General features: G+C 65.1%; 22 protein-coding genes and 1 tRNA gene. 17 read left to right on the forward strand and 6 right to left on the reverse strand.

The features are described 5' to 3' along the window. Positions 1-211: 211 nt before the first annotated feature. From EOHIBHHM_RS11055 to EOHIBHHM_RS11105, 11 genes are all read left to right on the forward strand, one after another. On the forward strand, positions 212-1,399 hold the full coding sequence (locus EOHIBHHM_RS11055; RefSeq protein ID WP_497250507.1) for an MBL fold metallo-hydrolase: 1,188 nt from the start codon (positions 212-214) through the stop codon (positions 1,397-1,399). Positions 1,400-1,405: 6 nt separating this feature from the next. Then, positions 1,406-1,879: a YeeE/YedE family protein gene (locus EOHIBHHM_RS11060; protein WP_497250509.1), complete on the forward strand. Its 474-nt coding sequence runs from the start codon at positions 1,406-1,408 to the stop codon at positions 1,877-1,879. Next, complete coding sequence (locus EOHIBHHM_RS11065; protein ID WP_497250511.1) at positions 1,876-2,343, forward strand: YeeE/YedE family protein; 468 nt, start codon at positions 1,876-1,878, stop codon at positions 2,341-2,343. Before EOHIBHHM_RS11060 ends, EOHIBHHM_RS11065 begins: the two co-directional genes overlap by 4 nt. Positions 2,344-2,422: 79 nt before the next feature. Continuing rightward, positions 2,423-2,833 (forward strand): helix-turn-helix domain-containing protein, encoded by a 411-nt coding sequence (locus EOHIBHHM_RS11070; protein WP_497250513.1) that lies wholly within the window; start codon positions 2,423-2,425, stop codon positions 2,831-2,833. A gap of 296 nt (positions 2,834-3,129) precedes the next feature. Then, positions 3,130-3,279, forward strand: a complete 150-nt coding sequence (locus tag EOHIBHHM_RS11075; RefSeq protein ID WP_497250515.1) for a DUF7512 family protein — start codon at positions 3,130-3,132, stop codon at positions 3,277-3,279. Between the two features lie 17 nt (positions 3,280-3,296). Continuing rightward, positions 3,297-4,322, forward strand: coding sequence for a sulfite exporter TauE/SafE family protein (locus EOHIBHHM_RS11080; RefSeq protein WP_497250517.1), 1,026 nt, complete (start codon positions 3,297-3,299; stop codon positions 4,320-4,322). 56 nt (positions 4,323-4,378) lie between these two features. Then, positions 4,379-4,780 (forward strand): helix-turn-helix domain-containing protein, encoded by a 402-nt coding sequence (locus tag EOHIBHHM_RS11085; RefSeq protein WP_497250519.1) that lies wholly within the window; start codon positions 4,379-4,381, stop codon positions 4,778-4,780. Positions 4,781-4,786: 6 nt separating this feature from the next. Further along, positions 4,787-6,040, forward strand: a complete 1,254-nt coding sequence (locus EOHIBHHM_RS11090) for a M20 family metallopeptidase (RefSeq protein WP_497250521.1) — start codon at positions 4,787-4,789, stop codon at positions 6,038-6,040. An 85-nt stretch (positions 6,041-6,125) separates the two neighbouring features. Then, positions 6,126-6,473: a thioredoxin family protein gene (locus EOHIBHHM_RS11095; protein ID WP_089820660.1), complete on the forward strand. Its 348-nt coding sequence runs from the start codon at positions 6,126-6,128 to the stop codon at positions 6,471-6,473. Between the two features lie 96 nt (positions 6,474-6,569). Then, positions 6,570-6,905: a thioredoxin family protein gene (locus tag EOHIBHHM_RS11100; RefSeq protein WP_497250523.1), complete on the forward strand. Its 336-nt coding sequence runs from the start codon at positions 6,570-6,572 to the stop codon at positions 6,903-6,905. 73 nt (positions 6,906-6,978) lie between these two features. Continuing rightward, positions 6,979-8,310 carry an ATP-grasp domain-containing protein gene (locus tag EOHIBHHM_RS11105; protein ID WP_497250525.1) on the forward strand — a complete coding sequence of 444 codons (1,332 nt, stop codon included), beginning with the start codon at positions 6,979-6,981 and terminating at the stop codon, positions 8,308-8,310. Positions 8,311-8,337: 27 nt separating this feature from the next. On the opposite strand, the gene EOHIBHHM_RS11110 is transcribed toward EOHIBHHM_RS11105, so the two are convergent. Beyond that, on the reverse strand, positions 8,338-9,447 hold the full coding sequence (locus EOHIBHHM_RS11110; RefSeq protein ID WP_497250527.1) for an RNA ligase: 1,110 nt from the start codon (positions 9,445-9,447) through the stop codon (positions 8,338-8,340). 97 nt (positions 9,448-9,544) lie between these two features. On the opposite strand from EOHIBHHM_RS11110, the gene EOHIBHHM_RS11115 reads away from it, so the two are divergent. Both EOHIBHHM_RS11115 and EOHIBHHM_RS11120 read left to right on the forward strand, forming a co-directional pair. Further along, positions 9,545-10,213 carry an RNA ligase partner protein gene (locus EOHIBHHM_RS11115; protein ID WP_497250529.1) on the forward strand — a complete coding sequence of 223 codons (669 nt, stop codon included), beginning with the start codon at positions 9,545-9,547 and terminating at the stop codon, positions 10,211-10,213. Between the two features lie 79 nt (positions 10,214-10,292). Further along, a complete protein-coding gene (locus EOHIBHHM_RS11120) occupies positions 10,293-10,850 on the forward strand; it encodes a sugar O-acetyltransferase (RefSeq protein ID WP_497250531.1) in 558 nt (185 codons plus the stop codon). A gap of 233 nt (positions 10,851-11,083) precedes the next feature. Here the strand turns inward: EOHIBHHM_RS11120 and EOHIBHHM_RS11125 are convergent, their stop codons facing one another. Both EOHIBHHM_RS11125 and EOHIBHHM_RS11130 read right to left on the reverse strand, forming a co-directional pair. Further along, positions 11,084-12,235, reverse strand: a complete 1,152-nt coding sequence (locus EOHIBHHM_RS11125) for an ABC transporter permease (protein WP_497250533.1) — start codon at positions 12,233-12,235, stop codon at positions 11,084-11,086. Beyond that, entirely contained in the window at positions 12,232-13,785 is a 1,554-nt protein-coding gene (locus tag EOHIBHHM_RS11130; RefSeq protein WP_497250535.1) for a CARDB domain-containing protein, read from the reverse strand. Before EOHIBHHM_RS11130 ends, EOHIBHHM_RS11125 begins: the two co-directional genes overlap by 4 nt. Positions 13,786-13,887: 102 nt before the next feature. Between EOHIBHHM_RS11130 and trmY the strand changes: the two genes are divergently transcribed. Together trmY and EOHIBHHM_RS11140 are read left to right on the forward strand one after the other, a co-directional pair. After that, on the forward strand, positions 13,888-14,484 hold the full coding sequence (trmY, locus tag EOHIBHHM_RS11135; protein ID WP_497250537.1) for a tRNA (pseudouridine(54)-N(1))-methyltransferase TrmY: 597 nt from the start codon (positions 13,888-13,890) through the stop codon (positions 14,482-14,484). Positions 14,485-14,579: 95 nt separating this feature from the next. After that, a tRNA-Pro gene (locus EOHIBHHM_RS11140) sits at positions 14,580-14,652 on the forward strand. A 288-nt stretch (positions 14,653-14,940) separates the two neighbouring features. Here the strand turns inward: EOHIBHHM_RS11140 and EOHIBHHM_RS11145 are convergent. Then, a complete protein-coding gene (locus EOHIBHHM_RS11145; RefSeq protein ID WP_497250539.1) occupies positions 14,941-15,408 on the reverse strand; it encodes a hypothetical protein in 468 nt (155 codons plus the stop codon). Positions 15,409-15,743: 335 nt separating this feature from the next. On the opposite strand from EOHIBHHM_RS11145, the gene EOHIBHHM_RS11150 reads away from it, so the two are divergent. Both EOHIBHHM_RS11150 and EOHIBHHM_RS11155 read left to right on the forward strand, forming a co-directional pair. Then, positions 15,744-16,742 (forward strand): IS110 family RNA-guided transposase, encoded by a 999-nt coding sequence (locus EOHIBHHM_RS11150; protein WP_497250541.1) that lies wholly within the window; start codon positions 15,744-15,746, stop codon positions 16,740-16,742. A gap of 331 nt (positions 16,743-17,073) precedes the next feature. Further along, complete coding sequence (locus tag EOHIBHHM_RS11155; protein ID WP_497250543.1) at positions 17,074-17,247, forward strand: glycine zipper domain-containing protein; 174 nt, start codon at positions 17,074-17,076, stop codon at positions 17,245-17,247. 177 nt (positions 17,248-17,424) lie between these two features. Here the strand turns inward: EOHIBHHM_RS11155 and EOHIBHHM_RS11160 are convergent, their stop codons facing one another. Together EOHIBHHM_RS11160 and EOHIBHHM_RS11165 are read right to left on the reverse strand one after the other, a co-directional pair. Further along, positions 17,425-18,945: a uracil-xanthine permease family protein gene (locus EOHIBHHM_RS11160; protein WP_497250545.1), complete on the reverse strand. Its 1,521-nt coding sequence runs from the start codon at positions 18,943-18,945 to the stop codon at positions 17,425-17,427. A 127-nt stretch (positions 18,946-19,072) separates the two neighbouring features. Next, positions 19,073-19,894, reverse strand: coding sequence for a hypothetical protein (locus EOHIBHHM_RS11165; RefSeq protein WP_497250547.1), 822 nt, complete (start codon positions 19,892-19,894; stop codon positions 19,073-19,075). Positions 19,895-19,989: the final 95 nt, after the last annotated feature.

Raw genomic sequence — 19,989 nt, forward strand, 5'->3', positions numbered from 1 at the left:
AAAAGTGTGTCGGTCCGTGGGTCGGGAGCACACTACTCCGTTTCGCACAGGCGCTCGCCTGCACGGTGAAACAGTAGTATCGACTGTCAATCGCCGACTATCTTCCGCCGCCGCGATGGACGGTCGGTGCGACCCCGGCGAGCGGTATTGCGCAGTGTTCAAAATACTATGCAAACCCTTAAGGCGAACGACCCGGTAGTAGGGAACGAAGATGAGCGATTCACAGTTCCCCGAACCGGACGTGGCAGTCGAGGCAATCCAACCAGCGGATCTCAAGGCGAAGATCGACGCCGGAGAGCCGCTGACGATCCTCGACGTTCGCGCGGAAGGAGAGTTCGAGAAGTGGAGCATCGACGGCGAGAGCGTCGACGTGATCAACGTCCCGTACTTCGAGCTCCTCGAAGGCGTCGACGACGAACTCCTGAGTCGACTCCCCGACGACCAGCCGGTCGTCGTCGTCTGTGCGAAAGGCGGCTCCAGCGAGTACGTCGCCGGACTCCTGAAGGAGGAAGGCGTCGAGGCGACGAACCTCGAACGCGGGATGAAAGGCTGGGCGCGCATCTACGAGTACGCCGAACTCGACGTCGACTCCGAGGCGACGATCGCCCAGTACCGTCGTCCCTCCAGCGGCTGTCTCGCCTACCTGGTCGTCTCCGACGGCGAGGCCGCCGTCGTCGACCCGCTCCGTGCGTTCACCTCGGAGTACGTGCAGGACGCCCGTACCCTCGGTGCGGACCTGAAGTACGCGCTCGACACGCACGTCCACGCCGACCACATCTCGGGCGTCCGGACGCTCGCCGCCGAGACGGACGCGACGGCCGTCCTCCCCGAGCCGGCGGTCGCCCGCGGCGTCGACTACGACAGCGACTACGAGACGGTCGCCGACGGCGACGTGCTGCCGGTCGGCGACGTCGACATCGAAGTGCTCCACACGCCGGGGCACACCTCGGGGATGACCTCCTACCTCGTCGACGGAAAGGTGCTCGCGACCGGCGACGGTCTGTTCACCGAGAGCGTCGCGCGCCCCGACCTCGAAGAGGGGGACGAGGGTGCCGAGGACGCCGCCGGGTTGCTCTACGACACCCTGCAGAATACGGTGCTGTCGCTCCCCGACGAGACGCTCGTCGCTCCCGCTCACTTCAGCGACGCCGCGACGCCCCGCGACGACGGGACGTACGTCGCGTCGCTCGGCGACCTGAAGTCCCGGATGGACGCGCTCAGCATGGACAGAGACGAGTTCGTCGAGTTCATCCTCTCGGACATGCCGCCGCGGCCGAGTAACTACGAGGAGATCATCGCGACGAACCTCGGCCAGTCCGACGCCTCCGACGAGGAGGCGTTCGAGCTCGAACTCGGTCCGAACAACTGCGCCGCCAGCCAGGACGCGCTGACCAACTGATCGACGATGTTAGACACTGCAGCGCTGTTTCCGAACGGGATCGCCCAGTACGCCATCGGTGGACTACTGATCGGCGTCGGGGCAGCCGTCATCTACCTCGGGACGGGCATCATCGCCGGTGCGAGCACGTTCTTCGAGTCGACGCTGTCCTACGTGTCGAAACTCCCCCGATTCAACCAGGGGAAGTACCTCCGGTCGCGTGACTGGCGGGTCGTGTTCACCCTCGGCATCGTCGGCGGCGCGGCCGTCTACGCACTGCTGTTCGACGCGTGGTTCACCACCGAGGTTCAGTGGTGGCGACTGCTCGGCGGCGGGTTCCTCGTCGGCGTCGGGACGCGCCTCGGAAAGGGCTGCACCTCCGGCCACGGCGTCTGTGGGGTCGGCTCGGCGTCCTCGACGTCGATCGTGAACGTCGTCACGTTCATGGCCGTCGCCATCGGGACCGCCCAACTGGTCCAGGCACTGGGGGTGACGCCATGAGCGGTGCCGAAGACCGCCACCCGCTTTTCATGCCGCTGATCCTCGTCGGCGGCCTGATCTTCGGGTTCGGACTCGGCTTCAGCGAGATGGCACAGCCGGAGGTCGTGTTGAACTTCCTCCAGTTCGAGGATCTGGGACTCCTCTTCGTGATGGGGGGTGCCGCGGTCGTCACCGGCGTCACGTTCTTCGTGGCGACCCGCCTCGACCGGACCGCACCGCTGACGGGCCGAGCGTACAGCCGTCGACTGAAGTCGATGGATCGGAACGTCCTCGTCGGCGGATCGATCTTCGGCGTCGGCTGGGGGGTCTCGGGCATCTGTCCGGGTGCAGCCTACGCGAGCCTCGGAATCGGGAACCTCCCGATCCTGTGGGCCATCGGCGGGATGTTCCTCGGCGCGTACGCCCAGGGGTATCTCCGGGCCCGGATGACCGACGACTCGACGGCGGCCGTCGGTGCCGACTGACGGCCTGACGGCTGTGCGCGATTGTGCATAAACTAGACAACCCTTTTATCGAAGCAGACCCAGATGTTACACAGGAACCATGGCTAACTCGATGAGCGAACTGATCCAGCAGGACATGGAGTGTGAAGGACTGCTGGAGTGTATGCACGGGCTGAAAGAACTCGACAAGCGTTGTTTCCAGGTACTCACCGAGAGCGCCGAACCGCTGACCGTCGACGAGGTGGCCGAACAGGTCGGCCGCGAGCGGTCGACGGCGTACCGCTCCGTCCAGCGGCTGCTGCAGACCGGGTTCATCCAGAAGGAACAGGTGAACTACGACCAGGGCGGCTACTACCACGTCTACCGGCCGACGAACCCGGAGCAGATCGCAGACGAGATGCAGACGATGCTCAACGAGTGGTACGCGAAGATGGGACAGCTCATCCACGAGTTCCGCGACAAGTATCCACAGGCCGAGCAGTCCACGCAGTCGGTGTCGGTCGAGAACTGAACGCACTTCTCTCGATTTCTCTCGGATCCGACCAGCCGTGGCACCGACCGTCCCTCCACGTGTCGGTCGCGTGGTGACAGCGTCCTGCCGAACCGAAGACGAGATGAAGACGTCGTCGACGGCCGCCGTCCGAGGCTGGACCGTTTCGGCGGCGTCTCTGGTCGAAGACGACCGAGAACCGGCAGCCAGTATTGTATCTCGTTCCCAAAACTGTTAAGTTTCCCTGCCGGGTATGGTGCAGTAGACAGAATAGTATGATTCGTACAAAACCATACACTATCGGAGGCCGCTGATCGATGTTCGGAATCGAAACGCTGTCCGGGACGGCTCAGGCCGTCGCACTCGTCGGACTCGTGCTCGTCGAGGCGATCGTGCTGTACGTCGGCTACGGGGGGCTCGTCCGACTGGTCGGTCCCGCCGTGCTGGACGCGCTCGGTGGTGAGTAGTCGTGGAAATACTCGGCATGAGTCTCGCTCTCCTCGTGCTCTTCGTGGGGTTCGGAGTGCTCATCGGCATCCTGTTCGGGTTCTTCGGGATGGGGGGGAGCTTTCTCGTCACGCCGGCGCTCATCGTCATGGGGTATCCCACGCGGGTAGCCGTCGGGAGCGGCCTCGCGTTCGTGTTCGGGACGTCCGTCATCGGCGCGCTCAGACACCGCTCGCTCGGCCAGGTCGACTACAAACTCGCGGCGCTGATGACGCTCAGCGTGACCGCCGGTATCGAGGCCGGGAAGACGGTCGTCCTCGGTCTCGAGGCGGCCGGACTCGCCGACATGATCATCTCCGTCGCCTACGTCGGACTGTTGGGTCTCGTCGGCGCGTTCGTCGTCTACGACTCGTGGCAGACGTCCACCGACGAGGGTAACGAGAGCGGCGAGAGCAGTGAGAGCGACGAGAACGACGAAAGCGAGGAAAGCGACGAGACGACCGGGTTGTTCACCGGGATTCACCTCCCGCCGATGGTGTCGCTGACGGGGGGGCCGTCGGTGTCGCTGTGGGTGATTCTGGCGGTCGGTCTCGTCGTCGGCGTGCTCGCCGGCTTCCTGGGTGTCGGTGGCGGCTTCCTCCTGATGCCCGCGATGATGTACGGGTTCGGCGTCCCGGCCGCCGTCGCCGTCGGCACCGACATCCTCCAGATCACCGTCTCCGGCGGCGTCGGGAGCTTCCTGTACGCCCAGTCGGGCGGTGTCGACCTCAGTATCGTCGCCCCGCTCCTCGCCGGGAGCGCACTCGGCGCGCGCCTCGGGACCGCCGCGACCAGTCTGGTCGACGAGGACGGTATCAAGATCTACTTCGGGCTGATGCTGGTCGGCGGTGCGATCGCCGTCGCCGTCCGCCAGATCGGAAACAGCTACGGCATCGACGTGCTGAGCACGGTCAGCCTCGTCATCATCGTCGGGTCGGCGGTGCTCGTCAGCGGCGCCGTCGTCTACAACAGCGTCCGAGAACTCCGACAGCGCCGAGTCGAGCGACAGCAGTCGTCTGTGTAGTTCTGATTGCACAAGATTCACACAACTGTTTTGGCGACAGAGGCCGAAGGACGAGTATGGGAAACTCGATGCGCGACCACCTCCGGCAGGACATGGCGTGTGAGGGGCTCTTGGAGTGTATTCACGGCCTCGGCGATCTCGAACGGCGCTGTTTCCGGACGCTCGTCGAACAGTCGCGTCCGATGACCGTCGACGACCTCGCGGCCGCGGTCGACCGCGAGCGCTCGACGACGTACCGCGCCGTGCAGCGACTGTGTCAGAGTGGACTCGTCGAGAAAGAACAGCAGTCCTACGAGACCGGCGGCTACTGTCACGTCTACCGGCTGGCCGACCCGGAGGCGATCGCCGACGACCTCCAGCGGACGCTCAACGACTGGTACGCCGAGATGGGCCGACTCGTCCACGAGTTCCGTGAGTCGTACGCGACCGACCCGTCGACGTCGACGGCGGACGAGTGAGTGGCCGTGTCGTCGCTCCCTCCTCCGCTCTCGGAGTTCCTCGACGACCGTCGCGACCAACTCACCGAGACGGCGCTCGCACTCCTCGGTTTCGACACGCAGAACCCGCCCGGTGAGACGGCCGACCTGATCGCGTGGCTGGAGCGGTCGCTCCGTACTGCCGGGTTCGAGACCGAACGCATCGCCGTCGACGAGGCGAAACCGAACCTCGTCGCGAGACTCCCGGGTACGTCCGAGCACACGCTCCTCTACAACGGACACGTCGACACCGTTCCCTTCGACTCGACGGCGTGGACCCACGACCCGCTGGGAGAACGTGTCGGCGAGCGGCTCTACGGACGGGGAGCGACGGACATGAAGGGACCGCTGGCCGCGATGCTTCTGGCCGCTCGAGCGTACGCCGAGACCGGAACGACGCCGCCCGTCTCGCTCACCTTCGCCTTCGTCAGCGACGAGGAGACCGGCGGTGCGGCCGGTCTGCCGGCGTTGATCGAGGGAGGTCATCTCGCCGCCGACGGCTGTGTCGTCGGCGAGACGACCTGTGAACGGGGCCGTCACTCCGTCACCGTCGCAGACCGTGGCAGTCTCTGGCTCACCCTCGAAGCGCGGGGAGCGGCGGCCCACGGGTCGCGGCCGATGCTCGGGACGAACGCCATCGACCGACTGTACGATGCGGTGACGGCGGTCCGAGAGCTGCTCGAAGCGCGGCCACTCAACCTCGACGACGACGTTCGAGCGACCGTCGAGGAGTCGATCGACTACTACGCGCCCCAGATGGGCGAGCGGGAGGCTCGCACGCTGTTCGAGTATCCGACCGTCAACCTCGGAACGCTCGACGGCGGCGAGGCGATCAACAGCGTCCCCGAGCGGGCGACCGCCCGGCTCGACGTCCGTGTCTCGCCCGGCGTCGACACCCGAGCCATCCTCGCGGCGGTTCGCAGCCGTCTGGAGGAGTTCGACGGCGTGGAACTCACCGACAGTCGCCGGAGCGTCGGGACGATCGTCGACGTCGACGACCCCATCGTCTCTGCGACGACAGCGCTCGCGCGTGAGGCCACCGGTGAGCGGGTCTACCGTCGGAGTGCGACCGGCGGCGGGGACGCGAAACAGCTCAGAAACGCTGGCATCCCGACCGTCGAGTTCGCCCTCGGGACGGACACCGCTCACGCCGTCGACGAGTACACTACCGTCGACGCGCTCGCCGGAAACGCGTTCGTCTACACCGCACTGCCGTACGCGTTCGCAGACCGACTCCAGTGAACGACTGCCGCCGCAGACGGGTGTTTGTTTAGTATTGGACCAACCATACACAACCCTTATGTCGGTACGGTTCGTATCGAGTGTAATGACAGACGAACAAGCGACGAAGACCACGCCGACCAGCCCGATCACCCTGGAGTCCAGCGACGACTTCGCGACGGTCGTCGCCGACCACGACGTCGTCCTCGTGGACTTCTACGCCGACTGGTGTGGTCCGTGCCAGATGCTCGAGCCGATCCTGGAGACGGTCGCACAGGAGACGCCAGCAGCCGTCCTGAAAGTCGACTCCGATCAGTTCCAGCAGCTCGCCGCCCAACACGGCGTCCGTGGCATCCCGACGACGGTTCTCTACGCGAACGGCGAACCGCAGGAGTCGCTCGTCGGCGTCAAACAGGCCGACCAGTACGCCGCCCTCATCCGTCAATACGCGTAGTCGCCCTCTTTCGGACCGAGAGACGCGACGACCCCGTCGTGAGCGCACCGCGACGACCCATCAACAGCTAACCCACTGCCGCCGATATCAGACACCATGAGCGACACACATCTCAGTTCCAAACCGATCCGCCTCGACGACCGTGCCGCACTCGACGCCGCCATCGACGAACACGACGACCTCCTCGTCGAGTTCTACACCGAGGGCTGTGGCAAGTGCAAGATGCAGGAACCGATCTTGGGCAACGTCGCCCGTGCGACCGGCGTCGCGGTCGCGATGATCAACGCCTCACAGACGCTCGATCTGGTCGAGGAGCTGGAGATGCAAGGTGTCCCGACCCTCCTACTCTACCGCGACGGGGAACTGGCCGAGCAGCGGTTCGGCTACCACGGGACCGAGGAACTCGTCGAACTGGTCGAGGCGTCCCACTGATCGGGAAGAGCGAGTAGCGACGACTGCTCTCGGCGAGCGACACCCTTTCTACGCTCTGTCGACTACTTCTAGGATGGAACGGAACCGCGTTCGAGTGGGGGTGTTGAGCCTGCACAGCAGCAAGGAGACGAAGGCGATCCTCAACGCGGTCGAGGCGCTCGGCCACACCCCCGTCTGGCTCCGAGAGGAGAACCTGGTGTTTCACTTCGTCGACGAGGACGTCGACCTGCGGCCGGACGTCGACGTCGTCGTCAACCGACTGCTCCTCTCGAAGACCGACCAGCCGCTGGAGGACCACGGCGTCGCGCTCACGCTCGAGGCGCTCCGACCGATGCTCAACGCTCCCGACGCGACGATCCGGGCGGCCCACAAGACGGCGGCGGCCGCAGCGTTGGCCCGGGCGGGTATCAGGACGCCGGAGACGGTGTTCGCCCTCGGCGGCGATCTCCTCTCGGAGTTCCGTTCGGCGTTCGGTCCCGACGCGGTCTACAAGACGGCCGTCGGAACCAACGGCGGCGGAACGTGGCGAGTCGGGGACCGAGACGTCTACACGGCGAAGGTGGGCAACCGCCGAGCGTTCCTCCAACGGTTCATCGGAACGAGAGAGCGTCCGCGGGACCTCCGGGTGTACGTCGTCGGCGACGACGTCGTCGGGTCGATGTTCCGCTACGCACCGGAAGGTGACTGGCGTACCAACGTCGCCCTCGGCGGCGACGTCGAGGACGCGAGCGACCACGTCACGGACGAGGTCCTCGCCGTCGCTCGCGAGGCCACGGCGGCGCTCGGTCTCGACTACGCAGGCGTCGACCTCATCGAGGGTAGCGACGGCTGGTACGTCCTCGAGGTCAACCCCACGGCGGGGTTCAAAGGCCTCTATCGGGCGACGGGCCGGAGTCCTGCCCCGTACATCGCTCGTCTCGCCGTCGAGCGCGGCGGCGGCGACGTCGACGACGCACGCGTCTCGGCACTCGCCGCGACGCTCGACGACTCGGAGCCCTCCTGTACGCCGACGCCGCTCTCGCACGTCCCCGACCGGCCGGTCGTCGTCGGCTTCACCGAACGGATCGTCGTCAGCGGGACGACCGGGACGGAGACCGTCGTCGGAAAGGCAGACACGGGTGCCGAACGGACGAGCATCGACCTCCGTCTCGCCGCCGAGATCGGTGCCGGTCCCATCCACACGGTGAGTCGCATCCGTTCGGGGAGCGTCAAGCGAGGGAAGAGCAGACCGGTGGTGGACGTTGTCGTCGGCATCGGCGGGACACGACACACTGTCGCCGCCAACGTCGTCGACCGGGGCCACATGACGCATCCGGTGCTCATCGGGCGCGACATCCTCAGACACTATCACCTCGACGTCAACCGCCGCGTGGAAGCGACGGACCACGACGAGAGAGAGGAGTGACTGTGGGTCGCCGACGAGACCGACCTCTCAGCTCCGGAACGTCTGTCCGTCTAGATAGCTCTTCACCGAGTCCGTCGTCGCCGCCGAGTGTTTCAGGAACGTGACGACGCGCTCGCCGTCGACCGTCTCGTCGCGCCGTACCGTCGTGCGCAGGTTCATCCGGTCGAGATGATCGAACAGCGCGTCGACGGCCTCCGGCGGGCCGCGGACGGTGTGTTCCTCCCCGGTCTCGCCGTCGCGCTGGACCTCCCGAATCGCGTCGACGGCCGGGAGGAGGATCGCCTCGCCGAGCGCGTGCGCTCGTTCGCGAGCTTCGGCCTCGCTCTCGCCGAACTCGACCGACTGGAACGCCTCGCGCATGACACGCGGGAAGAGGAAGTCGGGACCGTAGTCGAACGGGACGGCGAAGGCGTAGGCGAGCGACCCCTGGTTGGCCGCAGCGGTGGTGTACTTCAGCTGGTTCCGGCCGTCGAGCGACTTCATCACGACCCCTTCTCGGTCCTCGGCGTCGAGTTCTTCGACGATCGTCCGGAGCTCGGCGGCGGCCGTCTCGGGGTCGAACACGCCGAACGACGTCGCCTGCGGGAGGTCGTAGTCTTCGCACAGGCGACGACGGCGGTCGACGAGGAGCGGATCGCCCGACTCACGGTGTCGGACGTCGAAGACACGGAACTCGAGGGAGTCGACCGTCGGATAGTCGTGGTCCGTGTAGGGACTCTCCGGACCGATCATCTCTCCGCACAGCATCAACTCGGGGTGGGCGTCGAAGAAGGGAGCCAACTCGACCCGTTCGGGGACGGTTCGCGTCGTGAACGGACAGATGTAGCCGCTTCGGGTGAACGCGAGGAGGTCGCCGTCGATCCGAGCGACACGGACGTTGTAGCCGTTGAGCTTCTCTTCGGCGACGAACGGACCGTCGAAGAAGCGCCGAACGCCGGGGTCGAGGACGAGCGTCCGCAGGATCTTCGGGAACCCGCGAACCGCCGTCCCTTCGATGAGCACCGTCCCGCGTTCGATCGAGTGACGCGTATCCGGGAGGTGGCGATACTCTCGACCCTCGTACGTAGCTCGCTCGAAGTGTTCGAGAACGTCGGGGGCCGCCTCGGAGCCGATCCCGAGCAGCTCGTGGTACTCCATGACGTGATAGTGAGTATCTACCAGATTAAGCGTTCGCTCGTCGACTGCGTCGTCGACAGGCGAGAATGCTTTGGTAACGTAGCCCAAAGAGAGAGTGATGGTCGAGCATCCACTGAAGCAACGGTTCGTCCTCGACACGTCGGTGTTCATCACCGAGGAGATACGTGAGGACGACGAAGACCTCGAGGCGGCGGTCGACCGCCTGTTGGATCTCGTCGCTCGGGCGAAGCTCGAACTCAACATCTCCTGTTACATCCCGCCGTCGGTGTACGAGGAACTCACGGAGATGCTCGCCGACCGCGACGTCGACGACGAGATAATCTCGAAGCTCAACACCTGGGTGATCAAGAAGAACCCCGACCGCTTCGAGGTGGCGATCCCCGCGGAGATCGTCTTCCGGTTCATCGACGAGATGAGCGACCGGGTCAACCGCGGACTGAGAGTGTCGGAGAAAGCCGTCAGGAAGGTCGAAGACTCTCGCGGCAAGCCGCTCGACGAACACGAGTACATGACCGAGATCGACAAGGTCATCTCTGATCTCCGACAGGAGTATCGGACGACGCTCCGTCGCGGCGTCCTCGACTCGCGGGAGGACTTCGACCTGCTCATCCTCGCCCGCGAGTTGGACGCCGGCGTCGTCACCGAGGACACCGGCATCATCGCCTGGGCGGAGGACTTCGGGCTCCGGTATCTGAAGGGCCGGGATTTCCCCGCGTTGCTCCAGAAGTACCTCGAGGCGACCGACGGGACGAGCACCCCGCGGTGACGGTCGTCCACACCGACGCTCTCGCAGGCGGTGTCTCGACAGTCGACCCGTTTTTTACGTAGCCACACCAGCACGACGTATGCCGACAGAGAAAGAGAAGATGCTCGCCGGTGAGCTGTACGACGCCTCCGACCCCGTCCTCGTCGAGGAGCGCGAGCGGGCGAAGCGACTCACGCGTCTCTACAACGAGACGACCGAGACCGAACACGACCGTCGCGACGAGCTGCTGACGGAGCTGTTCGGATCGGTCGGCGAGGACTGCTACGTCGAGCCGCCGTTTCGGTGCGACTACGGCTACAACGTCCACGTCGGCGACGAGTTCTACGCGAACTACGACTGCGTCGTCCTCGACGTCTGTGAGGTGACCGTCGGCGACGACTGTATGTTCGCACCCGGGGTGCACATCTACACCGCCACCCACCCGCTCGACGCCGAGACCCGGGCGGCCGGTCCGGAGTACGGTGCACCCGTCGAGATCGGTGACGACGTCTGGCTGGGTGGGCGCGCCGTGATAAACCCAGGCGTCACCATCGGGGACGGGGCCGTCGTCGCTTCGGGTGCCGTCGTGACGAGCGACGTCCCCGAGAACGTCGTCGTCGGCGGGAACCCCGCGACCGTGGTGAAGGAACTCGACTGAGACGGCGATCGAAGTCGGGACGACCAGACTCGCGGCAGTCGCGAGGGTACGCGGCAGTGGGCGAACAGACGGCACCGTCGACGTCTGCGTCACGAAGTTTGGTGCCGTACTTCCGCGAGGCACTCCGTGGTGATAGTCAGCGCACGGGGTCGGTGGTCACGTCGTCAGTGATAAACTCTCGTCGACGGCGTTCGACCGGGTCTTCACTCCGGATCGAGAGGCGACGAGCGTCGCTACCCTCCGCGAAGCGCGTCGACCGGTCGCTCGTTCGCCGCCGTCCACGCCGGGTACAGCCCCGAGACGAGGCTGACGACGACGCCGAAGCCGAACGAGACGAGGAGATAGAGCCCGTTCTGCACGGCGAGGATCGCCGAGAGCGTCACCTCCGCAACGAGGAGGTAGAGCACGGCGGTGCCCGCGACGGCGAGAACGACTCCGAGGAGTCCGCCGACGACGCCCAGAAGCGTCGCTTCGACGAGAATCATCCGCATCACGTCGCGCTTCTGGACACCGACGGCGCGGAAGACGCCGATCTCCTCGCGACGTTCGCTCGTACTCATCAGCATCACGTTCAGGATGCTCACGCCGGCGACGAGTAGCGAGATAGAGCCGATGGCGAGCAGGAACGCCGAGAGGAGATCGAAGAAGTCGCCGATCTGGTCGATGATAGACGAGAGTTCGAAGACGTCGACCCGATCCTCGCGGGCGTTCAGTTGACTCCTGACGTCGTCGGCGATACGGGCGGCCGCCGTCCCGGAGTCCGCCTGCACGATGACCTGCGTGACCTCCTCCTGGACGAACGCCGCCGGTGGGAGGATCACCGCGCCGTCGGGAGAGAGGGGGGAGATTCCCTCCGCGGGTTCGAGAACGGCGACGATGCGGTACTCCCGGCCTTCGATGTCGAGCGTCCGCCCGACGCCGACGCCGAGGTCGGCGGCGACCTCCGATCCGACGACCGCCCCGCGAACGTGCCGCTCGGGGAGTTCGCCGTCGGCGGCGACGAACAGCGAGGCCGGTTCCTCGGTCCCGTAGAGCGTGACGAACGAGCGACGCTCGCCGCGCTCTGCGACCGCACCGCCCGTGACGAGCGGAACCACCTCCGCGCCGGTGGCGATGCGCTCGATCTGCTGGACGTCGCGGGAGTCGAGGCTGTCGCTGCCCGTCTCGGCGTTCGGCGTGACGATGACCTGATCGCCGAGGCCGCCCAGCGACTCCGTCGCGGTCAGTTCGAGGACGGTTCCGAGGATGCCCAGCGCCGCGATGGCGAAGACCCCGATGACGATGCCGAGCACCGCGAGTCCCGACCGGAGTCGGTTCCGGGTGAGGTTCCGTCGCGCGAGGAGGACGGACGGCGAGCCGTCGGTGAGGTGAGAGAGGAGACTCATCGACGGAACCGTCCGAACGGGTCGAACCGTTCCGACCGGTGGGCGAGAACGAGGAGGACGGGGATACCCACGAGCAAGACGAGTGCGGTTCCGAGGGCGGGCAGTCGGAGTCCGCCGCGGTTCCGCCCCGCGTCGGCGACCTCGTACGGGAGATCGTAGACGTGGGTGTAGCGGACGCCGTCGACTTGATACGTGACCTGGACGGGGACCGCCGTCGCCGACTCGTTCACTTCGGCAGTGAGGTCGAACGGCGCGAAGTCGCTGCCACCGATCGTCCCGACGAAGTAGTCACGCTGCGGGTAGGTCGGTTCGACCAGGTCGGTCGGGACGACGGCGACGACGACGCCGGTCGCCTCCCCGCGGCCGACGTTGGCGGCGTTCCCCGAGAGCGTGACCGTTCCATCCCCGGCGGTCAGTCGGACGTCCGTGATGCGGACGTCGCCGACGAGGGGACGATAGATGTACGTCGTCTCCACCCGACGCTCGCGGACGCCGGCCTCGTAGTCGACGACGACCTGGAGGCTCTCGGTCTGTCGCACCTCCCGGAGGTCGACGAGCGCCGTCGCGCTCTCGCCGGGGAGGATCGGACCCGCCACGGCCTGTCGCGGGAGCGTCTGGTTCGCCGTCGCGGGGGCGACCACGACGTCGTCGAGCGGGACGGTGCCGAAGTTCGTGACGACCACCTCGACGAGCGTCGGGTCGGGTTCGACGTTCTCCGCGTCGCTGCCCGCGTCGGTGACGGCCCCGCCGCCGGTGAGCAGTCCCTGCAGATCGCCGACGTCGGTCGTCCCGTCGGACGTGGCGGGGCGGACCGGTCGCACTTCCAGACCGACGTCGTCGACGTAGGGGGCGACCGAGACGACGTTCGACAGCGTCGTCGTCGCTTCGGTGCCCGAGTCGGTGGTGTAGTCGACGCGGACGGCGAGTTCGCGGTCGCCTGCGGCCGTCGGAATCGCGGTGAGGTTCACCGTCGCCGTCTCGCCGGCGCCGAGGAAGGGGACGACCTGTCGACCGTCGACGGCCTCGCCGAACGATCCGTCGAAGTCGACGACGAGATTCCGGACGGGGACGGCGGCGGGGTTCGCGAGCGTCACCTGCACGCGACTCTCGGCGTCGACGGCGGGGTCGGCGACGGCGAGCGTCACCTGTGGAGCGGCGCGTTCGACGGCGACGGGCACGGGGTGGGAGATGCGGACGCTGTTTCGGTTCTCGTCAGTGCCGACGACGCGCAGTTCGAGCGTCTGCACGCCGGAGTCGTCGAACCGAGCGGTGAGCGGGACGGTCACCGAGTCGCCCTGCGAGAGCGCCCCCAGGTTCTCGGCGGTGTCGAGTCGACCGTCGTCGTCGCGGAGGATGATTCGGTCGACGTCGACTGGTGAGTTACTGCCGCCGGAGTTCTGCACTGTCACGGTGACGGTGACCCGTTCGCCGACGAGCGGCGTCGTCGGTTCGACGACCACCTCGGAGACGGTGAGTCGGACGTCCGGGACGCCCGCGACGACCGCCGTCGTCGACAGCAGGAGGAGTGCGACGAGCAGGAACCGTATCATACCCGAGACAGGTGCCGCGAGGACATAGCGATAGCGCCGACGACAGCGCCGGCAGCGTCCGCGAGTGGACAGAGCCATTACCCGCTCGCCGCACTCTCCGGTATGCGTCAGTTCATCGTTCTCGGTCACGACGTCCCCACCGACCCGTCGTTCTCGCTCGACGACATCGCCGGCGGTGCGGGGCGACTCGACGTGCTGTGTCGCTGTGTCAACTCCGCGTTCTTCCTCTCGCACGCCATCCGCGAGGACGTCCGCGTCCACCTCGTGCTCGGCGACGAACTCACGGTCCGCTTCGAAGGGAGGGAACTCCGACGACTCAACCCCGACGAGCGGAGCACGGCCGCCCTGATCCGCAAGGCGCTGGAGAAGAAAGACGAGGCCATCGGCCACATGCCCGCCGAGTCGTCGCCGGGCGTGTCGGTCTATCGGATGGGTTTCGAAGAGACGCTCGAGGCGACGGCGAGAGACGCGGCGGTCGTCCAGTTGCACGAGGACGGCGACCCCGTCGTCGACGTCGAACCCCCGGAGAACCCACTGTTCGTCCTCTCGGACCACAACGACTTCACCGACGAGGAGGAGACGCTGCTCGCTGAGGCGGTCGACGAACGGGTCCGCATCGGTCCGAAGGTGCTCCACGCCGACCACTCGATGACCGTGGTCCACAACTACCTCGACACCGACGGCTACACGACGTACTGAACGACCGACGGCGTGGGGTCGCGGTACGGTAACGGGTCGCTCAGACTACCACGTATCACAACTGTTAAACAGTACCCTCGCATCCGATAGAGTGCGGGCCGTTGGGGTAGCTTGGTATCCTTCGAGCATCGGGTGCTCGGAACCTCGGTTCAAATCCGGGACGGCCCATTTTCCGCAACTCAACTTCAATGAGCGTCGCCGAGCGACAGCGAGGCGTACGCGAACAACACGAGTTGCGGAAATGGAACACTGAGGATTTGAACCAGGGAGCGGAAGGTGAGCGAGCGTAGCGAGCGAACGGGAGCGACCGGGGTTCAAATCCGGGACGGCCCACTACTACCGTGAACCTCGCCTGAAGCGGCTACCCATCGTGGTTAGTGGAAGTCTTCGTACGCTTCAATGTCTCAACATTCCTACCTGCCGGAATCTGCGTGCTGAATACAGAGCGCGAGTGTATTACTGGTCAAACGAACAGAGGCCATCAGGAGGGTTGTCGTAATCGCACGCTCGGCGGTAGCCGAGGCCGAGGCGTTCTTCCTCCCGGAGTCTGCCCTCGGCGAGTGCAACCGAACAGTCGCCACCATCTGTGTCATACCCCTGGAACGACTCGGTGACCCAGTCACCATCTTCGATGCGAACAGCGACTTCGTATCGACCAGGGGTGCTCCCCCAATCGCACTCCGGAATCGCGCTCTCGACGATGGCCCCGTCCTGTCCGGCGACATCGTGTGTCGAACGGTGAACGCTCGTTCCGTTGCGCATCACTCGAATCATGATCTGATGAGCGTTCTCAGTGGAGTTGTGAACTGCGACGTAACCGAGCTGGAACGACTCATTTTGAGTCCCCGTGGGACTGTCCAGACACCCGGCAGTTGAGACGATTCCGCCGGTAGCGAACGATGCAAGGAGGGCACGGCGGTTCATACGTCGATTTCTGTCCCTTTCAAAAAGTATCTTCCCCCACTCGTATCGTCAGATATTCTCTGAGTGTTGCACGCGACTTCTGACAGCAATCGGAGAGGTCCCTGTGGTCGTGCTGACTCGATGGAAATTCTGCTACCCATAGAGCGCGTGAACAAAGTATGGGGCGCAAGAGACCGACCTGAGTTCCGTGCCCGAGAGCACGTCGTGCTGACTGGTCCGAGTGCGCAGGAAGCCGAGACTTGGGCGAGACAGCCCGGATGCCGCCGGAGCGGCATCCGGGAAAGCCCGCATAGGTGAATTTCTGTTCACGCACCGGCGTCCCGGAGGAACAAACCATGTACCTCGGAATCGACTTACACAAGCGGTACGCGCAAGTGGCAGTAATCGATCAAGCTGGTGAGCTTGTCGAAGAGGTTCGCGTCAAAAACGCGAACCTCGACGACCTCGCCCAGCGCTACGCTGGAGCCACAGCAGCGATTGAAGCAACCAGCAATTACTACCACGTCCATGATACTCTCTCAGAGTACTTGGACGTGGTTGTCGCCAACCCTGGCAAACTGAAGCTCATCGCTCACTCAGACAAGAAAACCGACCGCGTTGATGCGAAACAGCTCGCGCGGATGGTACGGCTCAATTCCATCCCCGAGAGTTACGTTCCTACCGATGAGGTTCGGAAAGCCCGCGCACTCGTGCGCGGGCGACAGAAGTTGGTCGAAAATCGAACCAGCTACGCGAACAAAGTTCACGGGTTGCTTTCTGAGCACGGCATCACCGAAGACGTGAAACCGCTGAGTGTGGAGGGACGAGAGTTCCTGCGGGAACTCTCGCTCCCGACACCGTGGGACTCGTTACTGGACTCCTACGTGACGATAATCGAAACGCTCACCGCTGAAATCGAGTCGCTCGAACTGGAGATCGAGGAACGCGCTGGGTCTCTGAAGGAGACCCAGCTGCTGATGACGATTCCTGGTGTCAGCTACTACTCAGCGTTAACGATCTACGCTGAACTTGGCGAGATCGAGCGGTTCGACGAGGATAAACAAGTCGTGAGTTACGTGGGATTGAACCCGGTGATCCGCGAGTCTGGCGACTCGCGGTTCGAGGGTGGCATCTCAAAGCGAGGATCCGGACGGGTACGATGGATCCTCGTCCAGTGTACGTACGTCGCAGTTCACACCTGCAACGACGAGTACTTGCGTCGGTTCTACGACCGCTTGGCGAGTCGCAAGAGTTCCAAGAAAGCAATCGTGGCAACCGCGCGAAAGCTACTGGTGTCGATTTACCACATGCTCGACCGGGAGGAAGTCTACGACCCACCGGGGGTGAGCGCCTGAAAACGGGAATCTGAGGAACGCCGGACCGGCGTTCCTCAGTGGCCGGATGGAGCCAGTGTGAGCGACAGCTATCGCGGAACTCGTTCCGACCGCCTACCGGTTGTGGAGGTCTCAATCACCACGCAGCCTAGTGGTTTCGCGCCGTTGAAGAGCGAGAGACGTGAGATCGTGCGAACAACTTTATCGCCAGCGGTGGTTAGTTGAGCCAGCAGAATTTCCATAGGTGAATTCAGTGCGCAAGTCGGTCACAGGAGTGCGTCGCGAGTCTCGCTCGTCCGAATCGGTAGATACAGACGGTGGACTTACCACCTCCAACAATCCACGAGAGTACATGAGCGAGGAAAGCGAGACAGCATCGAGCGGGAAAGACGTGGGGGCAGGAATGGCGATTGGACTTGCAATCGGGGCCGCTATCGGTTCTGCGACAGATAATCTGGGACTGTGGCTCGCTATCGGAGTGGCGCTTGGTGCTGCAATTGGAACTGGACTGAGCAACCGGGAATAGAGATGTAGGATTCTCGATTGAGGAGCAGGCATACCTACTGAAAAGGAGATTCAGACTATCCTCTGTGAATAGAACCTGTTCGGTGTGCTGCACGCACCCTCTGTCTGGGTCACGCCACTTCTGACAATCCTCAGAGAATAGATCGCGTGACTAACTGAATCCGTTTGCGACCCCCTCTCAGTCCGCGTTCACGCCAGAGTCGTTGCTACGGACGAACCGGTCGTAAGCGGAGGCGAACTCTTCGTCGCTCTCGGCGCGCTCTTCCCACTCCTCGAGGCCGCGCTCCTCGTGGGTTCCCGTGATGGTGTTGTCGAGGACGAACGCGACGAGGCCGCCGACGGCCATCCCCGTTCCGCCGACGACGAAGAGCGTGTCGGCGATTACCTGCGTCCCGAGCACCGGACCGAGGACGGCGACCTGGGCGAGTCCCTCCTGCAGGGCGGACGCCCCCTCGAGGTTGTTCATGTACGTCGGGATCGCCAGCCCCGCGAACGTCGAGACGCCGAGCACGTAGATGTTCCGCGAGGAGTCGAGGTCGACGTACTTGAGGTTCGAGAGGCCGACCGCGACGATCTGGCCGAACATGGCGACGTAGAGGCCGCCGACGATGGGGTCGGGGATGGAGGCGACGAACCCGCCGAAGTAGCCGAAGAAGCCGAAGACGAGCATCGCGGCCGCGCCGACCTGGACGACGTAGCGGCTCGCGACTCCGGTGAGGCTGATGGCACCGATGTTCTCCGAGTAGGAGGTCGACCCCGCCGCGCCCATGACGCCCGCGAAGGCGTTCATCAGCCCCTCCATGCCGATACCGTGGTTGATCCGTCGCTCGGAGGGTGCGCCGACGCCCGAGAGACGGGCGACGGCGTGGTAGTCGCCGAACGACTCGACGATGCTGGCGGCGACGCCGGCCAGCATCCCGACGACCAAGGAGAGCTCGACCTGCGGGACCCCCCACTGAAGCGGGTAGACGGGGACGACCACGGGGTTCTCGAAGATGGCTGCGACGTCGACGAACCCGGGTGCGCCGGGGTGGTAGACGCCGGCGAGCGAGAGCGCGAGCGCCACGACGTAGGCGACGACGACGCCGAGCAGCACCGGAAACAGTTTGAACACGGGATGTGCGCCGTCGAGGTACTGCGAGAACAGGGTGATGAGCAGGAGCGTCAGCCCGAGGAGCCACCAGTTCTGCGTCGCGGTGACGATCTGCGGCGTGTCGAACAGCGAGAGACCGATGAGTGCGATGGTCGGCGCGACGACGACGGGCGAGAGATACTGCCGGAGGCGGCCGAGGAGACCGAAGTACCCGATGGCGACCTCGACCAGTGCCGCGACGACGATCGCACCCTGAAGATGCACCAGCGCGGTGTTCCAGTCTCCGCCGGGTGTCGCCTGTACCACGCCGACGACGGCGAGGGCGGGCGCGAGCATCGAGAACGGCGCGCCCTGGACGATGGGGTAGCGGTTCCCGAACGTCGTCTGTGCGAGCGTGGCGACGCCCGAGACGACGAAGAACGTGCCGACGAACCGCGGGACGACCGACTCGGGCATCCCGAGCGCACCCGCGAGGATGAGCGGGACGGCGACGTTCGCCCCGACCATCGTCAGGTAGTGTTGGACCCCGAGCAGCAGCGACGTCGGCAGGGGTGGTCTGTCTTCGATGCCGTACTCGACGAAGTCGGATTCCGGGCCGTCGCTCATTTCGTTGTCTCGCTTCGAGCGAGTCGGTCGTCGGTATAAAAGGACTCGCTTTCGTCACGGCGCTGTCTGTCGATTGACTGATCTCGGAGGCAGCGAGACGGCTTGGTGCGTCTGTCGACGACCGACGTCAGAGCACGACCGCGTCGTCTGCGAGCCACTCGTCTTCGGTCTCTCGGGCGAGCGGACTCTCCTCGGCGATCTCGGCGGCCGTGAGAGCCGACGAGTCGCCGAACCGATCGGGGTCGGGGGCGACGGCTTCGAGTCCCGAACAGAACGCCGACCCACGCCGGCCGAACGCGCTCACGACGCCGCCGAGACGGCGCTCCTCGAACGGCGTCTCCCGGGGGTCGGGGAACTGGTCGCGGACGGTCTCCGCCGCCGCTCTGATACGTTCGGCCGCCTGTCGCTGCGAGTAGCGACTCTCGCAGTGGTAGACCTCGGCGTACTCCTCGTCGAGTTCTTCCTCCGAGTGTTCGGGCGACTCGTACCAGATCACGTTCTCGGCGACGTGCCCCCGGACGAACCGAACGTTGATCGTACAACAGCGAGGGTAGCGCAGTATCAGCGGGAACACGACCATGTCCGACACCGTGAACATCTGCTGGATGCGCCAGACGGCTTCGTTGAGATACGCCGCCGTCGCCGCGACGCCGTCGTCGCGGTCGCCCTCTGCGTAGGCGAGCGCCGCCGCCTCGAAGTCGTCGCCCATGTCCCGTTCGACCGACGCCCGATAGCTTCGTTCGAGTCCCTCGAGTTGCCGCTCGTACACGTCGAGCATCGAGACGTCGGGGTCCAAGATCATCTCGGCTTTCCGCTCTTGGGCGGCGGCGACGGTCCCCATGTTCCGGTAGAGGCCCAGTTCGGCCTCCTCGTTCGGCAACGGGATCCGAATCACCTGCCGGTGGAGGAGCCGCGAATCACCCGAGAAGCGAGAACGGTGGCGGCTCATCTCCGGGAGAGACAACCCACCACCACCTCAAACTTTGGAATAGTTGCTCGTGTGAGTTACAGGAACCAAGACACGAGCGGGAACCGGTCGGGGTT

Source organism: Halogranum roseipondis, from assembly GCF_059695585.1.